Source organism: Streptomyces diastatochromogenes (assembly GCF_002242805.1).
GTDB classification, from domain to species: Bacteria; Actinomycetota; Actinomycetes; order Streptomycetales; family Streptomycetaceae; genus Streptomyces; species Streptomyces diastatochromogenes.
On sequence record NZ_MCGQ01000009.1, the window covers coordinates 148,241 to 171,018 of the forward strand.

Annotated in this window: 20 protein-coding genes; 9 read left to right on the plus strand and 11 right to left on the minus strand. The window is 71.1% G+C overall.

What is annotated here, in order from left to right:
* Positions 1 to 4 precede the first annotated feature (4 nt).
* Positions 5 to 1,114, minus strand: a complete 1,110-nt coding sequence (locus BEK98_RS10310; RefSeq protein ID WP_094216129.1) for a ferritin-like domain-containing protein — start codon at positions 1,112 to 1,114, stop codon at positions 5 to 7.
* 121 nt (positions 1,115 to 1,235) lie between these two features.
* On the opposite strand from BEK98_RS10310, the gene BEK98_RS10315 reads away from it, so the two are divergent.
* From BEK98_RS10315 to BEK98_RS49915, 6 genes are all read left to right on the plus strand, one after another.
* Positions 1,236 to 2,174, plus strand: coding sequence for an AurF N-oxygenase family protein (locus BEK98_RS10315; protein WP_094216130.1), 939 nt, complete (start codon positions 1,236 to 1,238; stop codon positions 2,172 to 2,174).
* A gap of 188 nt (positions 2,175 to 2,362) precedes the next feature.
* On the plus strand, positions 2,363 to 3,016 hold the full coding sequence (locus BEK98_RS10320) for a TetR/AcrR family transcriptional regulator (RefSeq protein ID WP_094216131.1): 654 nt from the start codon (positions 2,363 to 2,365) through the stop codon (positions 3,014 to 3,016).
* A gap of 4 nt (positions 3,017 to 3,020) precedes the next feature.
* Positions 3,021 to 3,320 carry a hypothetical protein gene (locus BEK98_RS10325; RefSeq protein WP_094216132.1) on the plus strand — a complete coding sequence of 100 codons (300 nt, stop codon included), beginning with the start codon at positions 3,021 to 3,023 and terminating at the stop codon, positions 3,318 to 3,320.
* A 111-nt stretch (positions 3,321 to 3,431) separates the two neighbouring features.
* Entirely contained in the window at positions 3,432 to 4,478 is a 1,047-nt protein-coding gene (locus BEK98_RS10330) for a C40 family peptidase (protein ID WP_094216133.1), read from the plus strand.
* A gap of 50 nt (positions 4,479 to 4,528) precedes the next feature.
* Positions 4,529 to 5,599, plus strand: a complete 1,071-nt coding sequence (locus BEK98_RS10335; RefSeq protein ID WP_094216134.1) for a zinc-dependent alcohol dehydrogenase family protein — start codon at positions 4,529 to 4,531, stop codon at positions 5,597 to 5,599.
* 52 nt (positions 5,600 to 5,651) lie between these two features.
* Positions 5,652 to 6,119: a DUF6083 domain-containing protein gene (locus tag BEK98_RS49915; RefSeq protein ID WP_244201821.1), complete on the plus strand. Its 468-nt coding sequence runs from the start codon at positions 5,652 to 5,654 to the stop codon at positions 6,117 to 6,119.
* A 126-nt stretch (positions 6,120 to 6,245) separates the two neighbouring features.
* On the opposite strand, the gene BEK98_RS10345 is transcribed toward BEK98_RS49915, so the two are convergent.
* The 5 genes from BEK98_RS10345 to BEK98_RS10365 are packed head-to-tail and all read right to left on the minus strand — an operon-like array spanning position 6,246 to position 12,423.
* On the minus strand, positions 6,246 to 7,499 hold the full coding sequence (locus BEK98_RS10345) for a styrene monooxygenase/indole monooxygenase family protein (protein ID WP_094216135.1): 1,254 nt from the start codon (positions 7,497 to 7,499) through the stop codon (positions 6,246 to 6,248).
* A gap of 29 nt (positions 7,500 to 7,528) precedes the next feature.
* A complete protein-coding gene (locus BEK98_RS10350; RefSeq protein WP_094216136.1) occupies positions 7,529 to 8,176 on the minus strand; it encodes a GTP-binding protein in 648 nt (215 codons plus the stop codon).
* Complete coding sequence (locus BEK98_RS10355) at positions 8,157 to 8,573, minus strand: DUF742 domain-containing protein (protein ID WP_094216137.1); 417 nt, start codon at positions 8,571 to 8,573, stop codon at positions 8,157 to 8,159. The genes BEK98_RS10350 and BEK98_RS10355 overlap by 20 nt, the downstream gene beginning before the upstream one ends.
* Positions 8,570 to 9,067, minus strand: a complete 498-nt coding sequence (locus tag BEK98_RS10360; protein WP_094216138.1) for a roadblock/LC7 domain-containing protein — start codon at positions 9,065 to 9,067, stop codon at positions 8,570 to 8,572. The genes BEK98_RS10355 and BEK98_RS10360 overlap by 4 nt, the downstream gene beginning before the upstream one ends.
* Positions 9,064 to 12,423: a sensor histidine kinase gene (locus BEK98_RS10365; RefSeq protein WP_094216139.1), complete on the minus strand. Its 3,360-nt coding sequence runs from the start codon at positions 12,421 to 12,423 to the stop codon at positions 9,064 to 9,066. Before BEK98_RS10365 ends, BEK98_RS10360 begins: the two co-directional genes overlap by 4 nt.
* A gap of 396 nt (positions 12,424 to 12,819) precedes the next feature.
* Between BEK98_RS10365 and BEK98_RS10370 the strand changes: the two genes are divergently transcribed.
* Entirely contained in the window at positions 12,820 to 13,608 is a 789-nt protein-coding gene (locus BEK98_RS10370) for a protein phosphatase 2C domain-containing protein (RefSeq protein ID WP_094216140.1), read from the plus strand.
* 28 nt (positions 13,609 to 13,636) lie between these two features.
* On the opposite strand, the gene BEK98_RS10375 is transcribed toward BEK98_RS10370, so the two are convergent.
* Positions 13,637 to 14,128 carry a MarR family winged helix-turn-helix transcriptional regulator gene (locus BEK98_RS10375; protein ID WP_094216141.1) on the minus strand — a complete coding sequence of 164 codons (492 nt, stop codon included), beginning with the start codon at positions 14,126 to 14,128 and terminating at the stop codon, positions 13,637 to 13,639.
* A gap of 244 nt (positions 14,129 to 14,372) precedes the next feature.
* Between BEK98_RS10375 and BEK98_RS10380 the strand changes: the two genes are divergently transcribed.
* Both BEK98_RS10380 and BEK98_RS10385 read left to right on the plus strand, forming a co-directional pair.
* The gene (locus BEK98_RS10380; RefSeq protein WP_094216142.1) at positions 14,373 to 15,197 is read left to right on the plus strand and encodes a lysozyme; all 825 of its coding nucleotides are present in this window, start codon (positions 14,373 to 14,375) and stop codon (positions 15,195 to 15,197) included.
* Between the two features lie 130 nt (positions 15,198 to 15,327).
* The gene (locus BEK98_RS10385) at positions 15,328 to 17,682 is read left to right on the plus strand and encodes a SpoIIE family protein phosphatase (protein ID WP_094216143.1); all 2,355 of its coding nucleotides are present in this window, start codon (positions 15,328 to 15,330) and stop codon (positions 17,680 to 17,682) included.
* Between the two features lie 74 nt (positions 17,683 to 17,756).
* Here BEK98_RS10385 and BEK98_RS48915 read toward each other — a convergent pair whose 3' ends face one another.
* The 4 genes from BEK98_RS48915 to lon all read right to left on the minus strand — a co-directional run bounded on the left by BEK98_RS48915 (position 17,757) and on the right by lon (position 22,722).
* Positions 17,757 to 18,380, minus strand: coding sequence for a hypothetical protein (locus BEK98_RS48915; RefSeq protein ID WP_094216144.1), 624 nt, complete (start codon positions 18,378 to 18,380; stop codon positions 17,757 to 17,759).
* 131 nt (positions 18,381 to 18,511) lie between these two features.
* Positions 18,512 to 19,030, minus strand: a complete 519-nt coding sequence (locus tag BEK98_RS48920) for a hypothetical protein (protein WP_167444125.1) — start codon at positions 19,028 to 19,030, stop codon at positions 18,512 to 18,514.
* 151 nt (positions 19,031 to 19,181) lie between these two features.
* The gene (locus BEK98_RS10395) at positions 19,182 to 20,171 is read right to left on the minus strand and encodes a serine/threonine-protein kinase (protein ID WP_244201822.1); all 990 of its coding nucleotides are present in this window, start codon (positions 20,169 to 20,171) and stop codon (positions 19,182 to 19,184) included.
* A 121-nt stretch (positions 20,172 to 20,292) separates the two neighbouring features.
* A complete protein-coding gene (lon, locus tag BEK98_RS10400) occupies positions 20,293 to 22,722 on the minus strand; it encodes an endopeptidase La (protein WP_094216145.1) in 2,430 nt (809 codons plus the stop codon).
* Positions 22,723 to 22,778 lie beyond the last annotated feature (56 nt).

The window sequence follows — 22,778 nt, forward strand, 5'->3', positions numbered from 1 at the left end:
CGGGTCAGACCCCGCCCGCCCCCGACTCGATCGCCTCCTGGACCTCGGCCACCCGCTCCCGCTCCTCCGCGGCGAAACGTTCCGCGTCCAGCTGCTCGGCGATCTCCTCGTCCTGGGCCATCAGCAGGTCCAGGTTGGAGTCACCCATCTCGAACACCCCCATGTCGACATAGGCCTGCTGGAGCCGCTTGCCCCACAGGCCGATGTCCTTGACGCAGGGCACGATGCGGCTGAACAGCAGCCGCCGGAAGAGCTGCAGGAACTCCGAGTCCGCGCTGATCCGCTCGGCCTCGGCCCTGGGAATGCCGAAGTTCTCCAGCACCTCGACGCCGCGCAGCCGGTCGCGCATCAGATAGCAGCCCTCGATGACGAACTCCTCGCGCTCGCGCAGCTCGGCGTCCGTGAGCTGCTTGTAGTAGTCGCGCAGGGCCATCCGCCCGAAGGCCACGTGCCGGGCCTCGTCCTGCATGATGTAGGCGAGTATCTGCTTGGGCAGGGGCTTGTTGGTGGTGTCCCGGATCATGCCGAAGGCGGCGAGGGCGAGCCCCTCGATGAGGACCTGCATCCCGAGGTAGGGCATGTCCCAGCGGCTGTCGCGGAGGGTGTCGCCGAGCAGCGACTGGAGGTTGTCGTTGATCGGGTAGACCATCCCGATCTTCTCGTGCAGGAAGCGGGCGTAGATCTCCGCGTGCCGGGCCTCGTCCATCGTCTGGGTCGCCGAGTAGAACTTGGCGTCCATGTCGGGCACCGACTCCACGATCCGCGCCGCGCAGATCATGGCGCCCTGCTCGCCGTGCAGGAACTGGCTGAACTGCCAGGACGCGTAGTGCTGCCGCAGCTCACCCTTGTCCTTGTCGGTGAGCTTGGCCCAGTACGGGGTGCCGTACAGCGACATCGACTCCTCGGGGGTGCCGAGCGGGTCGTGCGGGTCGACCTCCAGCTCCCAGTCGATGCGCGTCTGCCCGTCCCACTGCTTGTCCTTGCCCTTCTGGTACAGGGCGAGCAGGCGGTCCCGGCCTTCGTCGTACTCCCAGCTGAACCGGGCCGCGCCACTGGCGGGTACCTGCCAGGGGGAGTCTCCGGGGTTGTTCGTGTACAGGTCATGGGTCGGCATACCCCGCAGGCTCACACGTAGACGGCGAGTCAACAAGTCACGCGCGGGGGATTGACGGCCTTGCTGACAGGCAGTCTCATAAGAGCCGACGACGTACCCCGGGTAACGAGGTGAAAGAGCCATGACGACCCTGACGGAAGCGGACGCGCTCGACGGGCTGCGCGACGCACTCGGCCTGCTGAAGGACCGGGAACAGGTGGCCGAACGGCTGCTCGTCTCTTCCGCCAAGCACTCCTTCGACCCGGACAAGGAGCTGGACTGGGACGCGCCCTTCGAAGAGGGAAAGTGGTTCTGGCCGCCGGAGCTGGTCTCGCTCTACGACACGCCTTTGTGGAAGCGGATGGGCGAGGAACAGCGGATCCTGCTCTCCCAGCACGAGTCCGCGGCGCTGGCCTCGCTCGGCATATGGTTCGAGCTGATCCTCATGCAGCTGCTCGTCCGGCACATCTACGACAAGGCGGCGACGAGCGCACACGTCCGGTACGCCCTCACCGAGATCGAGGACGAGTGCCGGCACTCGAAGATGTTCGCCCGGCTGATCTCGCGGGGTGACGCCCCCTGGTACCCGGTGAGCCGGGCGCACCAGAACCTCGGCCGCGTGTTCAAGACCATCTCCACGACCCCCGGTTCCTTCACGGCCACGCTGCTCGGCGAGGAGGTGCTGGACTGGATGCAGCGGCTGACGTTCCCGGACGAGCGGGTGCAGCCGCTGATCCGCGGTGTCACCCGCATCCACGTGGTCGAGGAGGCCCGGCACGTCCGCTACGCCCGCGAGGAACTGCGCCGCCAGATGCTGACGGCCCCGAAGTGGTCCCAGGAGTTCACCCGGGTCACCTCGGGCGAGTTCGCGCGGGTCTTCTCGGTGGCGTTCGTGAACCCCGAGGTCTACACGAACGTGGGACTGGACAAGCGGGAGGCGATGGCGCAGGTGAAGGCCAGCGGACATCGGCGGGAGGTCATGCAGACGGGGGCGAAGCGGTTGACGGACTTCCTGGACGACATCGGGGTGCTGCGGGGGGTGGGGCGGCGGTTGTGGAGGTCGTCCGGGCTGCTGGCGTAGGCGGGGGCTGGGCGGGGGTGGGGCGCTTGCCCGCAGCTACGTACGGCGCCATGACAGCCGACGTTGCTGCAACTCCCCAGGGGCGCGGGGCTGTATCGATATGCGGCTCCGCCGCGTGGGCGCGACCAGCCACAACGGACCGGCAGACGAATCACGACCCAAGCAGCGCGGCGACTACGCTGAGCGTCATGACCCCCACCGTCCCGGCCTACCGCAGGTTGAGCGTCGAGGAGCGACGAAGTCAGCTCCTCGATGCCGCGCTCACCCTCTTCGCGCACCGCGCCCCCGAGGACGTCTCGCTGGACGACGTGGCCGAGGCGGCCGGAGTCTCACGGCCCCTGGTGTACCGGTACTTCCCCGGCGGGAAACAGCAGCTGTACGAGGCCGCGCTGCGATCCGCCGCCGAGGAACTGCGGCTGTGCTTCGACGAACCCCTGCACGGCCCCCTGCTCCCCCGCCTGTCCCGGGCCCTCGACCGCTATCTGGGCTTCGTGGACCAGCACGACACCGGCTTCAGCGCGCTGCTCCAGGGCGGCAGCGTGGTGGAGACGTCCCGGACGACCGCCCTAGTGGACGGGGTGCGCCGGGCTGCGGCCGAGCACATCTTCAGCCACCTCGGCGTCACCGCCCCGGGCCCCCGGCTGCGCATGACCGTCCGGATGTGGATCACCGCGGTGGAGGCGGCCTCCCTGATCTGGCTGGACGAGGACAAGCAGCCCCCGGTCGAGGAGCTGCGGGACTGGCTGGTCGAGCAGTTCGTGGCGGTCCTCACGGTGACCGCGGGACGCGACCCGCAGACGGCGGCCCTCGTCGGCGCGCTCGCCGAGGATGGCCGAGACTGACCCCGTGAAGAGTCAGGACACCCCCTTCGAGGGCGGCCCCATGGACGGGCGCGTGCTCCCCGTCCTGCTGGGCATGACCGGCCACCCTCCGAAGACGTACCGCATCCCCGTCCCGGACGCGGCCGGCGGCCCGCCCACCGTGCTCGTGTATCGCCGCGTACCGAGGGGGCACAGCAAGATCGGCGTGGTGCGGGGGTGGAAGTACCAGTACGACCCCGAGGGCAGGCTCGGCGGCAAGGTCAGGTGGCCCTGGTCCAAGCCGGACGACGGCCCGTCCGGCAAGCCGGATGACGCGACCGGGTGACAGGGTTGCGCCGAACCGCGTAGGCAGGGCACATACATCTCCGTACATGTCTGATTATCGCCGTGCGGCACCAGGCGGAAGGACCGCCCGTACCGCATCGGAGGTGATGACGTGTCAGGAGTGCTTCTGCGCCTGGCCTGTACGGCCGCGGTGGCGGCCCAGGCCGTCCTCGCGCCCGTACCCGCGGTGGCCGCGCTCGACCCGCAGCGGCCCGTCTCCGAGCTGCTGACGGACCTTCAGCAGCTCTACCGGCAGACCGAACAGGCCACCGAGACCTACAACGCCACGGCGGAGCAGCTCAAGAAGCAGCAGGACGAGGTGGACCGCCTCGACGGCGAACTGGCCCGCGCGCGGCTCGCCCTGCAGGGCAGCCGGATCGACGCCGGCCGCCTGGCCCGGCAGCAGTACCAGAACCGCAGCGACCTCTCCCCCTACCTCCGCCTGCTGCTCGCGCCCGACCCGCAGCACGCGCTGGACGAGGGCCATGTCATCGGACAGCTGGCCCGCGAGCGCGCCGAGACGGTGGACCGGCTGACCGGGACCGAGAGGAGGAAGGACGCACTGGCCAGGGCGGCCCGCAAGGCCCTGGACACCCGGCAGACCCTCGCCGCACGGCAGAAGAAGCAGCGCGACGACGTGACGGCCAAGCTCACCGATGTCGAACGGCTCCTCGCCTCCCTCACCCCGGAACAGCTCAGCGCGATCGCCGGACTGGAACAGCAGGGAGTCACCGCGGCCCAGGACAAGCTCGTCACCTCGGGCGCCCTCGGCAAGGCCGCGGCCCCTTCCTCGGCCGGGGGCGAGCGGGCGGTCCGCTACGCCATGGACCAGATCGGCAAGCCGTACCAGTGGGGAGCGACGGGCCCGAAGTCGTACGACTGCTCGGGCCTCACCTCACAGGCCTGGGACCACGCGGGCACCCCCATCCCCCGCACCAGCCAGGAACAGTGGGCCCGACTGAAGCGGATCCCGCTGACCGACCTGCGCCCCGGAGACTTGGTCGTCTACTTCCCGGAGGCGACGCACGTGGCGATGTACGTGGGGGACGGAAAGGTCGTACAGGCGCCTAGACCTGGCGAGAAGGTGAAGCTCTCCCCCCTGGCGTCCTATCCGGTACTTGGCGCCGTACGACCCGATCAGGCCACGGAAGCCAAGTAGGCCCGAGTCTCCTCGGGCGCTGAGAGACGAGGTCACTCATGCCACGATCCATGCGCGCGCTCGTAGCCGGAATGGTGGGCGAGCCGGCCGATGTCCTCCGGCTGGAATCCCGGCCTGTTCCCACGCCGGAGGCCGGTCAGGCGTTGATCCGCGTGAAGGCGACTCCGATTCACGCCAGTGATCTGCATGTGCTGCGTGGCCGCTACGGATTCTCCCCCGAGTTCCCCACTGTCGGGGGTCACATGGAGTGCGTGGGCCGTATTGAGGCCCTGGGCCCGGATACCGAGGGACTGAAGATCGGCGAGCGCGTGGTGGCCGTTGCCGTCCCGGCGGTACCCGGGCCGAAGGTGGCCGGTACGTGGCAGGAATACCTTGTTGCCGATGTACGAAGGCTCCTGCCGGTCCCCGATCGTCTGAGCGACTCCAGCGCCTGCCAACTCGCCGTCAACCCGTTGACCGCGCTGCTCCTGGTGACGCGCGAACTCGACGTACAGCCGGGTGAATGGTTGTTGCAGACGGCCGCGGGCTCCACCGTCGGCCGGCTCGTCATTCAGCTGGCCAGGCATCTGGGTATCCGCACGATCAATGTCGTACGGCGGCGCGCTGCCGTCGAGGAGATCAGAGCGCTCGGTGGTGACGAGGTCATCTGCACCGAGGACGAGGACCTGGTGCGGCGTGTGGCCGAGATTTCAGGACCGGCCGGCGTGCGCAAGGCCACCGACTGCGTCGCGGGCGACGTGGGTGCCCAGGTGTCCCAGGCACTGGCTCCGGGGGGAGAGGTCGTGGTCTACGGCGCACTCTCCACCCACCGGCAGACCGACCCGGCAGCGCTGACGATCCCGCTGCAGGCACGCTCGGTCATCTACGAGACCAAAACAGTCCGTGGCTTCTGGCTGAACCGCTGGTTCGGCACTGCCTCACCCGCGGATGCGCTGCGCGCGCTGTCCGAGGTGCGCGGTCTCGTCGCCGACGAAGTGCTGAGCATCCCCCAAGGCCGGCCTTTCCCGCTCGAACGCTTCACCGAAGCCATCGCGTTCGCCGAAACACCCGCACACGACGCCAAACCGCTCTTCGTCTTCGAAGATGACCGGGACGAAGACGAGCACGTGATCGCCAAATGAGGCTAAATCGCGACCTACTGGGAACCGGTCAGATTCGCCCACACTCGAACACATGGGGGCGACGCGGGATGGTGACCAGTCCATATGTCTTCGCTGCGGAGAGGCCGGCGGCTCCGTACGCGAGCGCGGGCGGATCAGCCTCATGGCGAGGTACTGCGAGAAGTGCTGGAACATCCTCGCCAACGAGATGGCCGAGGCCGACGGGGCCACAGCCGCCCCCAGGCCCGCATCCGACCCCGACGACGTGACATGGATCGAGCCACCGATGTGCCCGGAATGCGGCGCTTCGATCCGCCTGTACCCCACCAACTACGACCGATGGGTCAGCCTCGCCATGGTGGAACTGCCCGCGAAAGACGTCCCGGAGGCCTTCAGGTGGCGTTTGACGAGACTCCCGGCCCGCTCTCACATCCCCGCCGATGTCGTGGCCGTACGGGTCCGTGGAATCGATCCGTTGCCGAGCGAACCCGTGGTGCCGGCTCACAGCATGATGTGCGTCCCCGAGTGGGGTGAACCGTAGTTCATGCAGCAGCGAGCGGTGAGCATGCAGGGACGGCCCCGGCAGCACAACCGGGGCCGTCTCCGGGCCGTCCAGGGCAGCCGACGACGACCAGTAACAACGGTCGGATCGCTGGTCAGAGCCCTGTCAGGCTCCGGCGACCGAAGCCAGGTACGCCTCGGTCTTCTCCGGCTCGTAGAAGAAGTCCTCGAAGTCCGCCGGGTCGTTGAACGCGTTGGCGAATCGATTCGCCACCGGGGGCAGCTGGCCGGCCGCGCCGATGAGGTTCAGGATGTGCTCCGGCGGCGGGGCCAGCATGGCGTTGGTCCACTTGGTCACGTGCGACGCGGTCGCCCAGTACCGGTCGAACGTCTGCCGCATCCACTCCTCGTCGAACGGCTTGTCCTCCCGCTCCAGGATCGAGGCGAGGTACGCGGCCGCGCACTTGGAGGCGGAGTTGGAGCCCTGACCGGTGATCGGGTCGTTGGCGACGACCACGTCGGCCACGCCGAGGACCAGACCGCCGGAGGGAAGACGGCCGATGGGGTTGCGGACGGTCGGGGCGTAGCGGCCGGCCAACGTGCCGCCGGCGTCGGTCAGTTCGACCTGCGTGGCCCGCGCGTACTCCCAGGGAGTGAACTTCTCCATGAGTTCCAGGGTCAGGGAGAGGTGCTCCGCCGGGTCCTTGACGCCGTTGAAGACGTCGAGCGGGCCGCCGGGTATGCCCTCCCAGAACAGGATGTCGGCGCGGCCGGAGGTGGTGAGCGTCGGCATGATGAAGAGTTCGCCGACGCCGGGGACCAGGTTGCAGCGGACCGCGTCGTACTCCGGGTGCTCGGGGCGGGGGCCGAGGCCGTGGACGTACGCGACGGCCAGCGCGCGCTGCGGCTCGGCGTACGGGGAACGCTCCGGGTCGCGGGCGAACATCGAGACCAGCTCGCCCTTGCCCGCCGCGACCAGGACGAGGTCGTAGGTGCGGGAGAAGTAGTCGAGGTCGCCGACCGCCGCGCCGTGGATGACCAGCTGGCCGCCGCGCTGGGCGAAGGTCTCCATCCAGCCGGCCATCTTCACCCGCTGGTCGACCGACTGGGCGTACCCGTCGAGCCGGCCCACCCAGTCGATCGCCCGCTGGGTCGGACCGGGGTCGTGCGAGCCGGGGGCCGCGACCGAGACGCCGAGTCCTTCGATCTTGGGGGCCTGGGACTCCCAGAAGTTCAGCTGGAGATCGCGCTCGTGCTGCAGTGCCGTGTCGAACATGCACTGCGTCGACATGACCCGGCCGGAGCGGATCTCGTCCGCGGTCCGGTTCGACATCAGGGTGACCTCGTAGCCGTGCGACTGCAGGCCGAGGGCGAGCTGGAGTCCGGACTGGCCGGCTCCGACGACGAGTATCTTCCGCATGCGGGTGTGTCTCCTACGGGGGCTGGGGACTACTCGGGGGTTTCGTCCAGCGCGTGGCCCACCAGGGCCAGGAGGGTCTCGATCACCGAGATCCGGCGCCGCGCGTCCATGATCATGACAGGGATGTGCGCGGGGATCGTCAGGGCCTCGCGCACATCCTCCGGCTCGAACAGCTCGCTGTCGTCGAAGTGGTTGACCGCGACGACGTACGGCAGTCCGCAGCTCTCGAAGTAGTCCAGTGCGGGGAAGCAGTCCTTCAGGCGGCGGGTGTCGGCCAGCACGACGGCGCCGATCGCGCCCCGCACCAGGTCGTCCCACATGAACCAGAACCGCTGCTGGCCCGGCGTGCCGAACAGGTAGAGCACCAGGTCGTCGTCGAGCGTGAGGCGGCCGTAGTCCATGGCCACCGTGGTGGTCAGCTTGCCGGGCGTGGCGGAGAGGTCGTCGGTGCCCACGCTCGCCTCGGTCATCAGCGCCTCGGTCTGCAGCGGCGTGATCTCCGAGACGGTCGTGACCAGCGTGGTCTTGCCGACGCCGAAGCCGCCCGCGACCACGATCTTCGTGGCGACGGGGGGCCGGTCCCGGTCCTTCTGCCAGGCCTTCAGATCCTCGTCGGGCTCGGCGAACCCGGCGACGAGGGGGGTGACGCCGGTGACGTCAGAGACGGCGGAGTCCACTCAGCACCCTTTCCAGCAGGACGCGGTCCGGACGGCCGGTGCCGTGACCGGTTCCGGTGCCGTACACACGGATCTTTCCCTGGTCCGCGAGGTCGCTCAGCAGGACGCGGACCACGCCGAGCGGCATCCTCAGCAGCGCGGCGATCTCGGCCACCGTGCGCATACGGCGGCACAGTTCGACTATGGCCCGCATCTCCGGCATGACCCGGGCGGAGAGCGGCGCACTGGTCAGTTCCCTGCGCTCCTCGGGGGCCTCCAGGGCGGCCACGAAGGTCTCCACCAGGAGGACGTGGCCGAAGCGGGTACGGCCGCCGGTGAGCGAGTAGGGGCGGACGCGGGCGGGCTTGCGGTCGCCGCCGCGGACGGGGAGCTGCTGCTTCTTCGCTGTGCCGCTCACTGGGCGCTCCCGGTCGACTCGGCCTCCAGGGATTTCCGTAGCTCGCTGCGGAGTTCGGGGGTCAGGACGTGGCCGGCGCGGCCGACGAAGAGGGCCATGTGGTACGCCACCACGCTCATGTCGCACTCGGCGGAGCCGTGTACGCCGAGCAGCGAGCCGTCGCTGATCGACATCACGAACAGGCTGCCCTCGTCCATCGCGATCATCGTGTGCTTGACCCCGCCGAACTCCATGAGCCTGGCGGCGCCGACGGTGAGGCTGCCGATGCCGGAGACGATGGTGGCGAGGTCGGCGGAGGAGCCCTTGGGGCCCTTCGTCCTGACCTTCTGGCGGGACTGCTCGGTGTGGCCGGGGTCGGACGAGAGGAGCAGCAGGCCGTCCGAGGAGACCACGGCGACGGACTGGATGCCGGGGACTTCCTCGACCAGGTTGGTCAGCAGCCAGTGCAGGTTGCGGGCCTCACTGCTCAGTCCGAAGGTACTGGGCGCGGTCAACTGCTTGCCTCCTCGACTGTGCCCCCCGTGGTCTCTTCGGTACGTTCTGCGATCTCTGCCTCTACGTCCCTGTAGCCGGCCTGTGCTCCCTGGCGGAAGCCGCCGAGTCTCCTGCGGAGGGCTTCGGCGTCCACGGTGCTGGTCCGCTGACGTGGGGTGTGGGCGGGTGCGGTGATCCGGGGTGTGCGCTTGGGGAGGCCCTTGCTGGTAACCGCCTCGGCTTCGCCTTCGGCGTCCTCGTCCCCACCCGCACCACCCGTGCGGCTTTCGTCGTCTGGTGCGGGTGGCCCCGGTGGAGCGTCCTCGCCGTCGGCGGCCGCGGGCTCCGTCGTGAACTCCGCCGCGGGGGCCGTCGTCGGGTCCGCCGTCAGGTCCGGGAGCAGCAGCTCCATCGTCGTCTCGGCGAAGGTCTCCGCCGGCGCCTTCGGCCGGGTCGGCGACTCGGCCGCGCTCGACTCGACCACATCCGCCCGTCCGTGAGTCTCCACGGTCCCGGCCTCCGGGCCGACCGCACCCACGTACGTCTCACTGTGCGCAGGCATCTGCTGGGCCGCACCCGCGTACGTCTCGCCGGGCACGGGCTCGCGACCGGCCACACTCTCGCGCGTCCCGCTGTGCGCGGGCTCCTGCTCGACCGCACCCGCGTACGTCTCGCCAGGCACAGGCTCCAGGTCGGCCGCACTCTCGTACGTCTCGCTATGCGCGGGCTCCGGGTCAACCGCACCCGCGAGCCTCTCGCTGTACGTGGTGTCCTGCTCGACCGCACCCGCATGGGTCTCGCCGGGCGCAGGCTCCGAGTCGGCCACACCCGCATGCGTCTCGCTGTACGCGGGCTCCGGGTCGACCGCACCCCCGTGCGTCTCACCAGGCGCAGGCTCCTGCTCGGCCACGCCCGCGACCGTCCCGCCGGGCGCAGGCTCCGGGTCGGTCACGCCCGCATACGCCTCGCCAGCCGCAGGCTCCGCGCCAGCCGCACCCGCGTACCTCTCTCCAGCCGCAGGCTCCGGGTCGGTCGCGCCCGCGTACGTCCCCCCAGCCGCAGACTCCGCATCAGCCGCACCCGCGTACGTCTCCCCAGCCGCAGGCTCCGGCGTCGGTTCCTCCGCCTCGCGTACCGCCTTCTCCGCCAGTGCCACCAGCGGGTCCGAGGTCTTGGTCTTCGGGCGGGCCGGCAGGACGTTGGAGTTGGCCTCGGCGGTGGCGCCGGGGAAGGCGATGGTCTGGGTGGTGTCCGAGGGTGGGGCCGTTGCGGGGGCCTCGGTGAGGAGGGGCTGGGGGAGGACGACGACCGCCGCCACTCCGCCCTGCTTCTGCTCGCGCAGCTGGACGCGGACGCCGTGCCGGTGGGCGAGGCGGGCCACGACGTACAGGCCGAGGCCGAGACCGGCCTCGCCCTCCTGGTCGTACGGCGAGGCGGGGTCGAAGTCGGTCAGGCGGGAGTTCAGGCGGTCGAGGCGGTCGGCCGCCAGGCCGATGCCCTCGTCCTGGACCGAGAGCATGACCTCGCCGGATTCGAGCAGCCATCCGGAGACCTCGACCGGCATCTCCGGCGGGGAGAACGAGGTGGCGTTCTCCATGAGTTCGGCGAGGAGGTGGGAGAGGTCGTCGGCCGCGAAGCCCGCCACATGGGCGTGCGGGGGAAGCGCGGCGATGCGGACGCGCTCGTAGCGTTCGATCTCGCTGACCGCGGCGCGGACCACGTCGACCAGCGGGACCGGGCCGTGGTGCTGCTGGACGTGCTCGGTGCCGGCGAGGACCAGGAGGTTCTCGCTGTGGCGGCGCATGACCGTGGCGAAGTGGTCGAGCTTGAAGAGGGTGGCGAGCCGCTCGGGGTCCTGTTCGCGCTCCTCCAGGCCCTCGATGACCGCCAGCTGGCGCTCGACCAGGCCCAGGGTCCGCAGGGAGAGGTTGACGAACGTACCGCCGATGCTGCCGCGCAGCCGCTCCAGCTGGGCGGCGGAGTCGGCGAGTTCGGCGCGCAGTTCCTCGCGGGCGTCGGCCATCTTCTGCCGCTGGCCCACCAGGTGCTTGCGGTCGGTCTCCAGGGTGGTGACCCGCTCGTGCGCGGCCGCGGTCTGCTCGTGCAGGGCGACCGCGTGTGCGTGCAGGGCGTTGACCGAGCGGACGACCTGGGCGAACTCGTCGTTGCGGCCGGTGAAGGTGATCGGTTCCTGGGTGACCGGGTCCGCGGCCTCGGCCAGGCGGGCGGAGCCGCGGCGCAGGACCGACAGCGGGCGGGTCAGGGTGCGGGCCATGGCGGTGGCGATGCCGACGGTGACCAGCATCAGGGCGCCGAGGACGGCGACACGGATCTCCAGGGCGGTGACGTCGTCGTCCCGGAGCACCGCGAGGTCCTTGGTGCGGTGGTCGTAGAGGGCCGACTCGGCACCGCGCATCAGGTCGACGCGGGCGGACAGGGCCGCGTCCAGCTTCTTGGTGCTGGTGGTCGGCTCGCTGCCGGTGAGCGTCGGCTGGTCGGTGAGGGCGGCCAGGTACTTCTCCGCCGAGTTGACCTCGGGGCCGGTGACCGTGGAGTCGTACGAGGCCACCGCCGCCTTGGGGGCGGTCTCCCGGAAGTCGGCGAGGGCCGCGTCGGCACGCAGCCGGGCCTGCTGGGCGGCGGCGGTGAGCGCGTCGCGCTGCTTGCGGTCCGCCTCGGTCGTGGTGGTGGTCGTGGTGGGCAGACCGGTGGTGGGGCTGATCACCGTCTGGGTGGTGGACGGGATGTTCAGCGCGGCCAGCAGCAGGCCGCGGGCGGCCGCGGACTGCTGGACGGCGGAGTCCAGTTCGGCGAGGGAGTAGGCGCCGGAGCCGGCCCGCGGGGGCAGCTGATCGGCCAGGTTGTCGGCGAGCCGGTGCAGTTCGCTGATGGTGGCCGAGTACGCCTGGTGGGTCTGCAGCGCGTTCGTCTTGCCGGTGAGGGCGGCGCGCCGGACGGCCGCGATGGCGTCGAGGTCGGTGCGCAGCGAGACCGGGGTGTCGGTGTCGGCGCGCAGGTCCTCGACCTGGCGGTCGACGCGGGCGCTGCGCTGCTCGGAGGGCGCCTTGGCCTTGGGGCGGCCGGCGGCGATGTAGGAGGTGACCTCGTCGCGTTCGTCGGCGAGCGAGTGGGCGAGCGCGAGCGCGTCCTGGGTGCGGGCGGCCAGCGTCACCAGGTCCTGGGAGTCGCTGAGGTCCTGGGAGGCGGTGAGCAGCGCGGGCGCCCCCGCCGCGGCGATGGCCGCGGCCACCACGGCCACGGCGATGATCAGCCGGGTGCGCACATGAGTGGGGCGGCCGCTGCCCACGGGGGTCTGCTCGGCGACCCCCTCGGGGGCCGTCTGCCTGCCTGTGCGCCGAGGCCGCTTCTTCTGCACCGGTGCTCGCAATCCTGAACTCGTCTACCCAAGGGCCCGGGTGGCGCCCCGTGATCTGCGACAGGGCCCAGGTGCCAAGTGGTGCGTACACCCGGTTCGTACGGTTCCCGACCCTCCCAGCGCCGGTGGGCAGCGGTCGCGCATCACCTGACCCGCCACCCGAAGGAGTGAACATCGGAGGGGAGTTGGCGGGCAAGTTCCTGTGGCGTGTGCAGGACCCCTGTGCGGCGGGCCGGTTGGACGCGCGCGGCAGGCTTTGGCAGTATTCGCCGACACGCCTTCCCGGAGTACGTCATTTACCCCCAAACCAGGCGCCTGACCTGCGGGGCCGTGCCAATTCGGCGGCGCTTGCCAGCCTTTGGCGAAGTCTGTGAAGGGGTCGTGCAGACTGGCCGAATGCGCACTGATCTGGTTTCCGAACCCGGCGACGCGACCCGCCCCAACGAGGACTTCGCGGGAGTCGGACTACCCGCGTCCGGTCAGGGGGGTTGTGTGATCTTGCTGGACGGAGTGACGCCGCCGCGGGACGGGACGGGGTGTCTGCATTCCGTCGCGTGGTTCACGGCGCGGCTCGGCGGCGCGCTGACCGAACTGACCGTTTCCGACCCAGATCTGACGCTCCCGGAGATTCTTTCGCGGGCGATTCGCCGGACCGCGGAGGCCCACGCGCACACCTGTGAGCTTTCTCACCCGCGAACACCCCAGGCGACGGTGGTCCTGACCCGCTGGTCCGCCGAGACCCTGGAGTACCTGGTGCTGTCCGACTCGGTGCTGCTCGTGCAGTCCCCCGACGGCACGGTCACCCCGGTCCTGGACGACCGGCTCGCCCGGCTGCCCCGCTCCGCCCTCGCCACCGACGCCCTGATCGACGCCAACCTGCGCAACAAGGAGGGCGGCTTCTTCACGGTCGCCGCCGACCCCTCGGTCGCCTCCCGCGCGGTCAGCGGCACCCTCCCCCGCCACGGGGTCCGGGCCCTGGCCGCGCTGACGGACGGCGCGACCCGCTGGACGGAGAAGTTCCACGAGGGCGACTGGACGGCCCTGTTCGACCTCGTCGCCAAGGAGGGCACCCGTTCCCTGGTCGACCGGGTACGGGAACTGGAGTCGGCGGACCGGGAGGAGCGGGCGTTCCTCGGCCGCAGCAAGACTCACGACGACGCGACGGCGGTGTACGTCGAGCTGTAGGGCCTGTCCGACAAGCCCTGAGCGCCGGCTACTTCTTCATGACCGTGTTCAACTGGTGCAGCAGCCGGGCCAGTTCGGCCACCTCGCGGCGGTCCCAGTGGGCGAGCTGGCTGACGTAGCGGGCGCGGCGGGCCTCGCGGACCTTGCCGACGCGGCCGCGGCCCTCGTCGGTCAGGGTCACCAGCCAGGCGCGGCCGTCGGCGGGGTCGGGCTCGCGGGCGATCAGGCCCAGCTCCTCCAGGGCGCGCAGCTGGCGGGACATGGTGGCCTTGCCGACGCCGATGTAGGCGGCGAGTTCGGTGGCGCGCTGGCCGCCGAGTTCGTCGAGGCGGATGAGCAGGCCGTAGGCGGAGGACTCCAGGTCGGGGTGGACCTCGCGGGCCATCTCGCCCTGGTTGGCCCGGGCCCGCCTGAGCAGCACGGTCAACTCGCGCTCCAGCGCCAGGAATTCCTGGTCTGCACCACTCGGTGTCACCTGGCCGGTGACCCGATGTCCGTCACCGTTTCCGTCCTCGTGCACGTCAGCACCCCTGATCGGTTTCGCTGTCCTGAAAGTTTCTGTCAAACGCCGTCATTGCCGCAGCTCCGTAAGTATTTCGCAGGCGTAGACCAACGGCAGCCTCCGGACCCCCTTCCCACGCCGTCATCTACGTGCGTAGCTTCTTCAGCAGGCAATCAATGGCATGCCCACGCCAGTGGATCAGCGGTCACTTCGATCAGCGGTCACTTCACGGTCCCCCCACCTCACTCCCCGGAGGCACGTCATGCCCGTGCACAGACCCGGTTCCCCCCGCCCGCGTCCCCTCACCGTCCTCGTCACCGCCCTGCTCTCGGCGCTCTCCCTGGCCCTCCCCCTCACCACCGCCCAGGCCGCGAGCACGCCCAGCCGCGGTTCGGCGTACATGGGCATGGGAGTCCTCGCCCACGACGGGCAGAACGGCACCCCCTCCACCGGTGACGCCACCCAGACCGAGGGCGTCGACGTCTCCGGCTACCAGGGCAACGTCGCCTGGAGCACCCTGTGGAGCAGCGGCGTGCGCTGGGCCTACACGAAGGCCACGGAGGGCACGTACTACACGAACCCCTACTTCGCGCAGCAGTACAACGGCTCGTACAACGTCGGCATGATCCGCGGCGCGTACCACTTTGCGACCCCGGACACCACGAGCGGCGCCACCCAGGCGAACTACTTCGTCGACCACGGCGGCGGCTGGTCCCGCGACGGCAAGACCCTGCCCGGCGCGCTGGACATAGAGTGGAACCCGTACGGCGCCGCCTGCTACGGCAAGTCCGCCAGTGCGATGGTCAGCTGGATCGCCGACTTCCTGAACACCTACAAGGCGCGGACGGGCCGGGACGCCGTGATCTACACGGCCACCAGCTGGTGGACCCAGTGCACCGGCAACTACGGCGGCTTCGCCACGAACAACCCGCTGTGGATCGCCCGCTACGCCTCGGACCCGGGGACGCTGCCGGCGGGCTGGTCGTACTACACGATGTGGCAGTACACGTCCTCCGGCCCGACGGTCGGGGACCACGACAAGTTCAACGGGGCCCTGGACCGGGTGGTCGCGCTGGCCAACGGCTAGCCCGCACTGTGCGTATCCGGCGGCCGTCTCCCCCGGGGGCGGCCGCCGTGCGCTGCGTTGGTGCTCCGCGCCGGCCGGGATCATGCTGGTCAGGAGAGGAGCCTGCCGAGCAAGGGCGAGATGAGCGGCGATGGAGCGACAGTCGACGTACACGGCCACGGCCACCATCGATGAGCAGGGCATCCTGACCGGCTGGAGCGAAGGCGCCCAGCGGCTGCTCGGCCACGAGGCCTCTCAGGTCGTCGGACGGCCCGCGTCCGCGCTGCTTGCGGCCGAGGCCGGAGCGGCCCGGCGGACCCTGGCCGGGCGGGACCGCTGGAACGGCACCGTGCCGCTGCGGCACCGGGACGGCCGGCGTCTGGAGCAGGGGCTCCTCGCCCACCGCCGGACCTCGGGCACCGGGGCCACCGACTGGCTCGTGGTGACCGCCGTCGCGGACCGGCCGCAGCCGCCCCGGGGCGAACCGCTGGAGGAGTGGACGTTCATCCAGTCCCCCTTCCCGCTGGCGATCTTCGACACCGAGCAGCACCTGATGCGCGCCAACCGCCGTCTGGAACGTGCCCTGTCCCTGCCCGAGGCGGCGATGCGCGGGCTGCGCCTGCCGCACATCGCGCCCGGTCCGGCGAGCGAGGAGGCCGACCGGACGATGCGCCAGGTGCTGGAGACCGGCGAGGCCCGGGAGGTGCAGACCGACCTGGTCCCGGACCTCGGCCGGCCCACCGTCCTGACCCCGCTCAAGGACGGGACCGGCAGGGTGCGCGCCGTCTGCCTCGCCGCACACCGGCGCGCCCCGGACACCGCCGCCCCGCAGGGCACCGAGGGCGAGACCGGCGCCCACGCGGGTGCGGTTCCCGACCTCGCGCGCGCCGCGCAGGACCTGGCCGAGGCCACGGTCCCCCGGCTCGCGGACTTCATGGCCGTGGACCTGCTGGACTCCCCGCGGACCCCGGCCGGCGCCGCCGACACGGGTCCGGTGGTCCTGCGCCGCGCCGCGCTGCGCGCCCTCCCGGAGGACGAGGGACGCGCGTCCGGGGCCCGGGTCGGCGACGCGATCGCCTACGAGCCGGGTTCACCCCCGGCGGACTGCCTGGCCTCCGGCAACTCCGTCCTGTACGACGCCTTGGACCCGGTGGTCTCGGCGTGGGCGGCCGTGGATCCGGCGGCCGCGTGGCTGCGCGCGTACGGTACGCACGCGCTGCTGCTGGTGCCGGTGCTCGCCGAGGGCAGCACGCTCGGGGTGGCCCTCTTCGGCCGCCACCGGCGCCCCGAGCCGTTCGGTCCGGAGGATCTGCGGCTCGCCGAGGAACTCACGGCCCAGGCGGCCACCGGCCTGCACAGCGCCCGCCGTTACTCCCGCGCGCGCACCACCACCATGTCCCTGCAGCGCAGCCTGCTCCCGCACACGCTGCCCGACCAGGCGGCCCTGGACATCGCCACCCGGTATCTGCCCGCCGCCACCCGGGCCGGTGTGGGCGGCGACTGGTTCGACGTGATCCCGCTGTCCGGGGCGCGGGTCGCCCTGGTCGTCGGCGATGTCGTCGGCCACGGCATCCGCGCCTCCGCCACCATGGGCCGGCTGCGGACCGCGGTGCGCACCCTGGCCGACGTCGACCTGCCCGCCGACGAACTGCTCACCCACCTCGACGACCTCGTCCTGCGGCTGGCCGCCGACGAGGGCAGCGCCGACCCGGCCGCCGATACCGCCGGGGGCATCGGCACCACCTGTCTGTACGCGGTCTACGACCCGGTCTCGTGCCGGTGCACGCTCGCCCGGGCCGGTCATCCGCCGCCCGCCGTGGTCACCCCGGACGGCACCGTCCGCTTCCTCGACGTGCCCGCCGGTCCGCCGCTGGGGCTGGGCGGGCTGCCTTTCGAGGCCTTCGAGACCGAGCTGCCCGAAGGGAGCCTGCTCGCCCTCTACACCGACGGGCTGCTCGAGGCCCGCGACCACGACATCGACGAGGCGCTGGACAAGCTGTTCAGCGCCCTCGGCCGCCCCTCGCCGACCCTGGAGGCGGTGTGCGACCGGGTGCTGACCGAGCTGCTGAGCCACCGCCCCGACGACGACATCGCCCTGCTCGTCGCCCGCACCCGGGCCCTGCACGCCGACCGGGTCGCCGCCTGGGAGCTGGACAGCGACCCCAGCGTGGTGGCCCGGGCCCGCAAGCACACCAACGCACAGCTGAGCGCCTGGGGGCTGGAGGAGGCCGCCTTCACCACCGAACTGATGGTCAGCGAACTGGTCACCAACGCCATCCGCTACGGCCGCCCGCCCATCCAGCTCCGGCTCATCCACCAGGACTCCACCCTGATCTGCGAGGTCTACGACTCCAGCGGCACCACCCCGCACATGCGGCGCGCCCGGATCTTCGACGAGGGCGGCCGGGGCCTGCTGCTCGTCGCCCAGCTCGCCAAGCGCTGGGGCACCCGCCACGACCGGGTCGGCAAGACCGTGTGGGCGGAGCAGTCGCTGACCGGGTTCTGACATGGGGCTGCCCCGCCGGGAGGGGCGGGGCAGTCCGGGTCTCGCTCTGCTCGGTTGTCCGGGTCTCGCTGTGCTCAGTTGACGACCACGTCCGGCGGGGCGGGCGCGTCCGGGGCGGTGCCGCCGCCGCTGTCATGACCGGGGTCCGGCGCAGCGGGTCCGGAGTCGGCCGGGGGGTCGGCCGGAGAGGGCGCCGGGGTGGGCGACTCCGGGGTGGTGGTGCTGCCGCCGGTGTCCCCGCCCGAGGGGTCCGGCTTGTGGTCGGGGCACGGCGGGCCGTCGCTGCCGTTGGTGCCGGTGCCGTTGCGGCCGTTCGTACCCTTGCCGCCGCAGGAGCCCCTGCCCCGGCCGCCGGTGCCGCCGGTGCCCGTACCGCCCGGAGCCGTGCAGACCGTGGCGTCGCCGCCGGTGCCGTTGCCGCCGTTGCCGCCCGTGGCGTTGCCGGCGCTGCAGGTGTCGTGGTCTCCGTGGTGTCCGTCCCCGTGATCGCCGTGCTTCTTGTGGTGGTCGTCCTCGTGGTGCCCGTCGCGCTTCTTGTGGTCCTTGCTGCCGTGGTCGTCGTGCGCCTCGGAAGCCGTCACGCTGTGCGACGCGGGAGCGGCGAAGGCGGCGCCTGCGGGGACCAGGACTGCGCCGATGGGGAACAGGAGGGAGGCGGCGGCCACGGCCAGGCTGCTCTTGCGGACGTTGCGGATCATGGGGGGGTGCCGTTTCGTGAGGGGGGTCGGGGTTGCGGGGGGAGTTCGTGGCCGGGGGTCGGGTGGCGCGGTCGGTGACCGCGCCACCCGAGTCCGCCGTCGCTCACTGGCTGCTGTCAGCGAGGTGGGCTTCAGTTGGAAGTGGCGTCACCACCGTTACCGCCGGTCGCGTCGCCGCCACCGTTGCTCGTGGCGTTACCGCCGTCACCGCCGGTCGCATCACCCTTGCCGTTGCTCGTGGCGTTACCACCGTCACCGCCGGTCGCGTCGCCGGCACCATTGCTAGTGGCGTTACCGCCGTCACCGCCAGTCGCATCTCCCTTGCCATTGCTCGTGGCGTTACCACCGTCACCGCCGGTCGCATCACCCTTGCCATTGCTCGTGGCGTTACCACCGTCACCGCCGGTGGCGTTGCCGTGGTCCTTCTTCTTGTGGTCCTTCTTGTGGTGGTCCTTCTTGTGGTGCTCGTCCTTCTTGTCGTGGTGCGTGGTCGCCATCGACACGGCCACCGAGTCCGGCATCGGGCTCGCCGAGGCCGCAGCGGCCGGGAGAACGATTCCGCCGGCGACGACCACGGCCGAGGCGACGATCGTCGAGAGACGGAAACCACGCTTGGGACGGACGGCGTGGCTCTCGTTGATGCGCTTCATGACTTTCTCCTACTTGAATCGGGGCCCTTTTTCGGTTTCCGGTTTCTCCGGTGGGGCCGTGCTTCAAGTAGGCCGGAATGCCAGAACGGGGTCACGTTCCGAGGACTCGGGACTTGACGAGAAGGGAAACGCCCGGTATTTAGGCGGGCGCCTATGCCTCCGGTCCCTTGAGGACCGGGCCGGCCCAGGCGGGCGGGGCAGGCACCGGCTCGGCGGCGGGGAGGGTGCCGGCCGCACGGGCGTCCACCAGCGTGGGCGTACGACGCCGCGGGCCGGAGTCGGCCAGGGCGGCGCGCAGGGCGGTGACGAACTCCAGGCAGGTGCCGAAACGGTCGTCCGGGGCCTTGGCCAGCGCCTTCCGCAGGATGTCGTCGGCGGCCGACGGGATCCCGGGCCGTTCCTCGCTCAGCAGGGGCGGCGGGTCGTACTGGTGCGCCCACAGCAGCTCCAGGTCGTCGTCCCGCCGGAAGGGCGGGGCGCCCGCGAGGGTCTCGTAGACGACACAGGCCAGGCTGTAGAGGTCGGACCTGCCGTCCACGGGGCGGCCCGCGACCCGCTCCGGCGCCACGTAGTCGAGGGTGCCGACGAACTCGCCCGCGGTGGTGAACCCGGTCAGCGACAGGGACTTCTTCGCCAGCCCGAAGTCGGTGAGGTAGACGTGCTCGGGGTGTTCGCTGTCGACGCCCTCGGTGACCAGGACGTTTCCGGGTTTGACGTCCCGGTGCACCAGATCGTGCTCGTGGGCCGCGTCGAGCGCGGACGCCAGCTGGGCGGCGATGCGCAGCGCGGCCGGTACGGGCAGGGGGCCGTCGCGGTCGAGCACGGCGCGCAGGTCCAGCCCGTGGACGTAGCACATCGCGATGTACAGGATCCCGTCGGTCTCGCCGGCCTCGAAGACAGGGACGATGTGGGGGTGGTCGATGGCGGCGGCGATCCGTGACTCCTGGTGGAAGCGGCGGCGGAAGGAGTCGTTGCGGGTGTACTCGGGCGCGAGGAGTTTGAGGGCCACCGTGCGGCCGAGGCGCAGGTCCGTGGCGCAGTAGACGACGGCCATGCCGCCGCGGCCCAGCTCGCGGTCCACCCGGTAGCCGGCGATCTCCGTCCCGATCGGGCCGGAGGGTTGCACCACCTGCCCACTCACGCCTGAATTCTATCCAGTTGATCCATCCGCACGCTTGTCCACCTGCGCGCCCGCCCATGGCATGGCGAAGGCCCGGGCCTCCCTCACGGGACCCGGGCCTTCCCTCATCCGGCAGCGTCCGTCACGCCGCTACCGGAACCTCCGGCTCCGCGCCGTTCACGGCGGGCGCGAGCGCCAGCTCCAGGACCTGGCGGACGTCGGTCACGGCGTGGACGTCGAGCTTGTCCAGCACCTCGGCCGGGACGTCGTCCAGGTCGGGTTCGTTGCGCTTGGGGATGATCACGGTGGTCACGCCGGCGCGGTGGGCGGCGAGCAGCTTCTGCTTCACCCCGCCGATGGGCAGCACCCGGCCGGTCAGCGAGACCTCGCCGGTCATCGCCACGTCCGTGCGGACCAGGCGGCCGGAGAGCAGGGACGCGAGGGCGCTGGTCATCGTGATGCCCGCGCTCGGACCGTCCTTCGGGACCGCGCCCGCCGGGAAGTGGATGTGCACACCCCGGTCCTTCAGGTCGGCCACCGGCAGCTCCAGTTCGGCGCCGTGGCTGCGCAGGAAGCTCAGCGCGATCTGCGCCGACTCCTTCATCACGTCGCCCAGCTGTCCGGTCAGGGTCAGCCCTGCCGCGCCCGTCTCCGGGTCGGCCAGGGACGCCTCGACGAAGAGGACGTCGCCGCCGGCTCCGGTGACCGCGAGGCCGGTCGCCACACCGGGCACGGCCGTACGGCGCTCGGCCGGGTCCTGGGCGGACTCGGGCACGTGGTGCGGACGCCCGATCAGGGCGCGCAGGTCCTCGTCCCGGACGGTGAACGGCAGCTTTCGCTCGCCGAGTTCGTGCTGGGCCGCGACCTTGCGCAGCAGCCGCGCGATGGACCGCTCCAGGGTGCGCACGCCCGCCTCGCGGGTGTACTCGCCGGCGAGCTTGCGCAGCGCGCCCTCGTCGATCGTGACCTCGTCCTTGGCCAGGCCGGCCCGCTCCAGCTGGCGCGGGAGCAGGTGGTCACGGGCGATGACGACCTTCTCGTCCTCGGTGTAGCCGTCCAGGCGGACGATCTCCATACGGTCGGCGAGCGCCTCCGGGATGGCCTCCAGGACGTTGGCGGTGGCGAGGAAGACCACGTCGGACAGGTCCAGTTCGACCTCCAGGTAGTGATCCCGGAAGGTGTGGTTCTGCGCCGGGTCCAGCACCTCCAGCAGGGCCGCCGCCGGGTCGCCGCGGAAGTCCGAGCCGACCTTGTCGATCTCGTCCAGCAGGACCACGGGGTTCATCGACCCCGCCTCCTTGATGGCACGCACGACACGGCCGGGCAGCGCGCCGACGTACGTACGCCGGTGACCGCGGACCTCCGCCTCGTCGCGGACGCCACCGAGAGCGACACGGACGAACTTACGGCCCATGGCGTGAGCGACACTTTCCCCTAGACTGGTCTTTCCGACCCCAGGAGGCCCGACCAGCGCCAGCACGGCACCGCCGCGCCGCCCGCCGATGACACCCAGTCCGCGCTCACCGCGCCGCTTACGCACCGCCAGGTACTCGGTGATGCGCTCCTTGACGTCCTCCAGACCCGCGTGCTCGGCGTCCAGGATCGCCTTGGCGCCCTGGATGTCGTACGCGGAAGCGCTGTCATCGGTTCGCTCGTTCCACGGCATCTCCAAAACCGTGTCCAGCCAGGTGCGGATCCACGAGCCCTCGGGCGACTGGTCGGAGGCCCGCTCCAGCTTGTCGACCTCCTTGAGGGCGGCCTCGCGGACCTTCTCCGGCAGGTCGGCGGCCTCCACGCGGGCGCGGTAGTCGTCGGACTCCTCGCCGTCCTGTTCGCCGTTCAGGTCGCGCAGTTCCTTGCGGACGGCCTCGAGCTGACGCCTCAGCAGGAACTCGCGCTGCTGCTTGTCGACGCCCTCCTGGACGTCCTTGGCGATGGTCTCGGCCACGTCCTGCTCGGCGAGGTGGTCGCGCAGCTGCTGCGCGGCGAGCCTGAGGCGGGCCACCGGGTCGGCGGTCTCCAGCAGCTCGACCTTCTGCTCGGTGGTGAGGAAGGGCGAGTAACCGGAGTTGTCGGCGAGCGCGGAGACGTCGTCGATGGCCTGCACCCGGTCGACGACCTGCCAGGCGCCGCGCTTCTTCAGCCAGCTGGTGGCAAGGGCCTTGTACTCCTTGACCAGTTCGGTGGCATGCCCGGGCAGCGGATCCGGCACGGTCTCGTCGACCCGCGCACCCTCGACCCACAGCGCCGCGCCCGGACCCGTCGTACCCGCGCCGATCCGCACCCGGCCGCGGCCGCGGATCAGGGCCCCCGGGTCGCCGTCGGCCAGCCGGCCGACCTGCTCGACGGTGCCCAGCACACCGGTCTTGGCGTATGTGCCGTCGATGCGCGGCACCAGCAGAACCTTGGGCTTCCCGGGCTCCGACCGGGCGGCGGCCTGCGCGGCCTCCACCGCGGCCCGCACCTCGGCGTCGCTCAGGTCCAGCGGAACCACCATCCCGGGCAGCACGACCTCGTCGTCGAGCGGCAGCACGGGCAACACGAGCGTGAATGCCGTGGACTCAGCAGCCATGATCTCCCCTTAGGCAGTCAACTTGAGCTATGCCGACTCAATGCACGGCGCTCCGC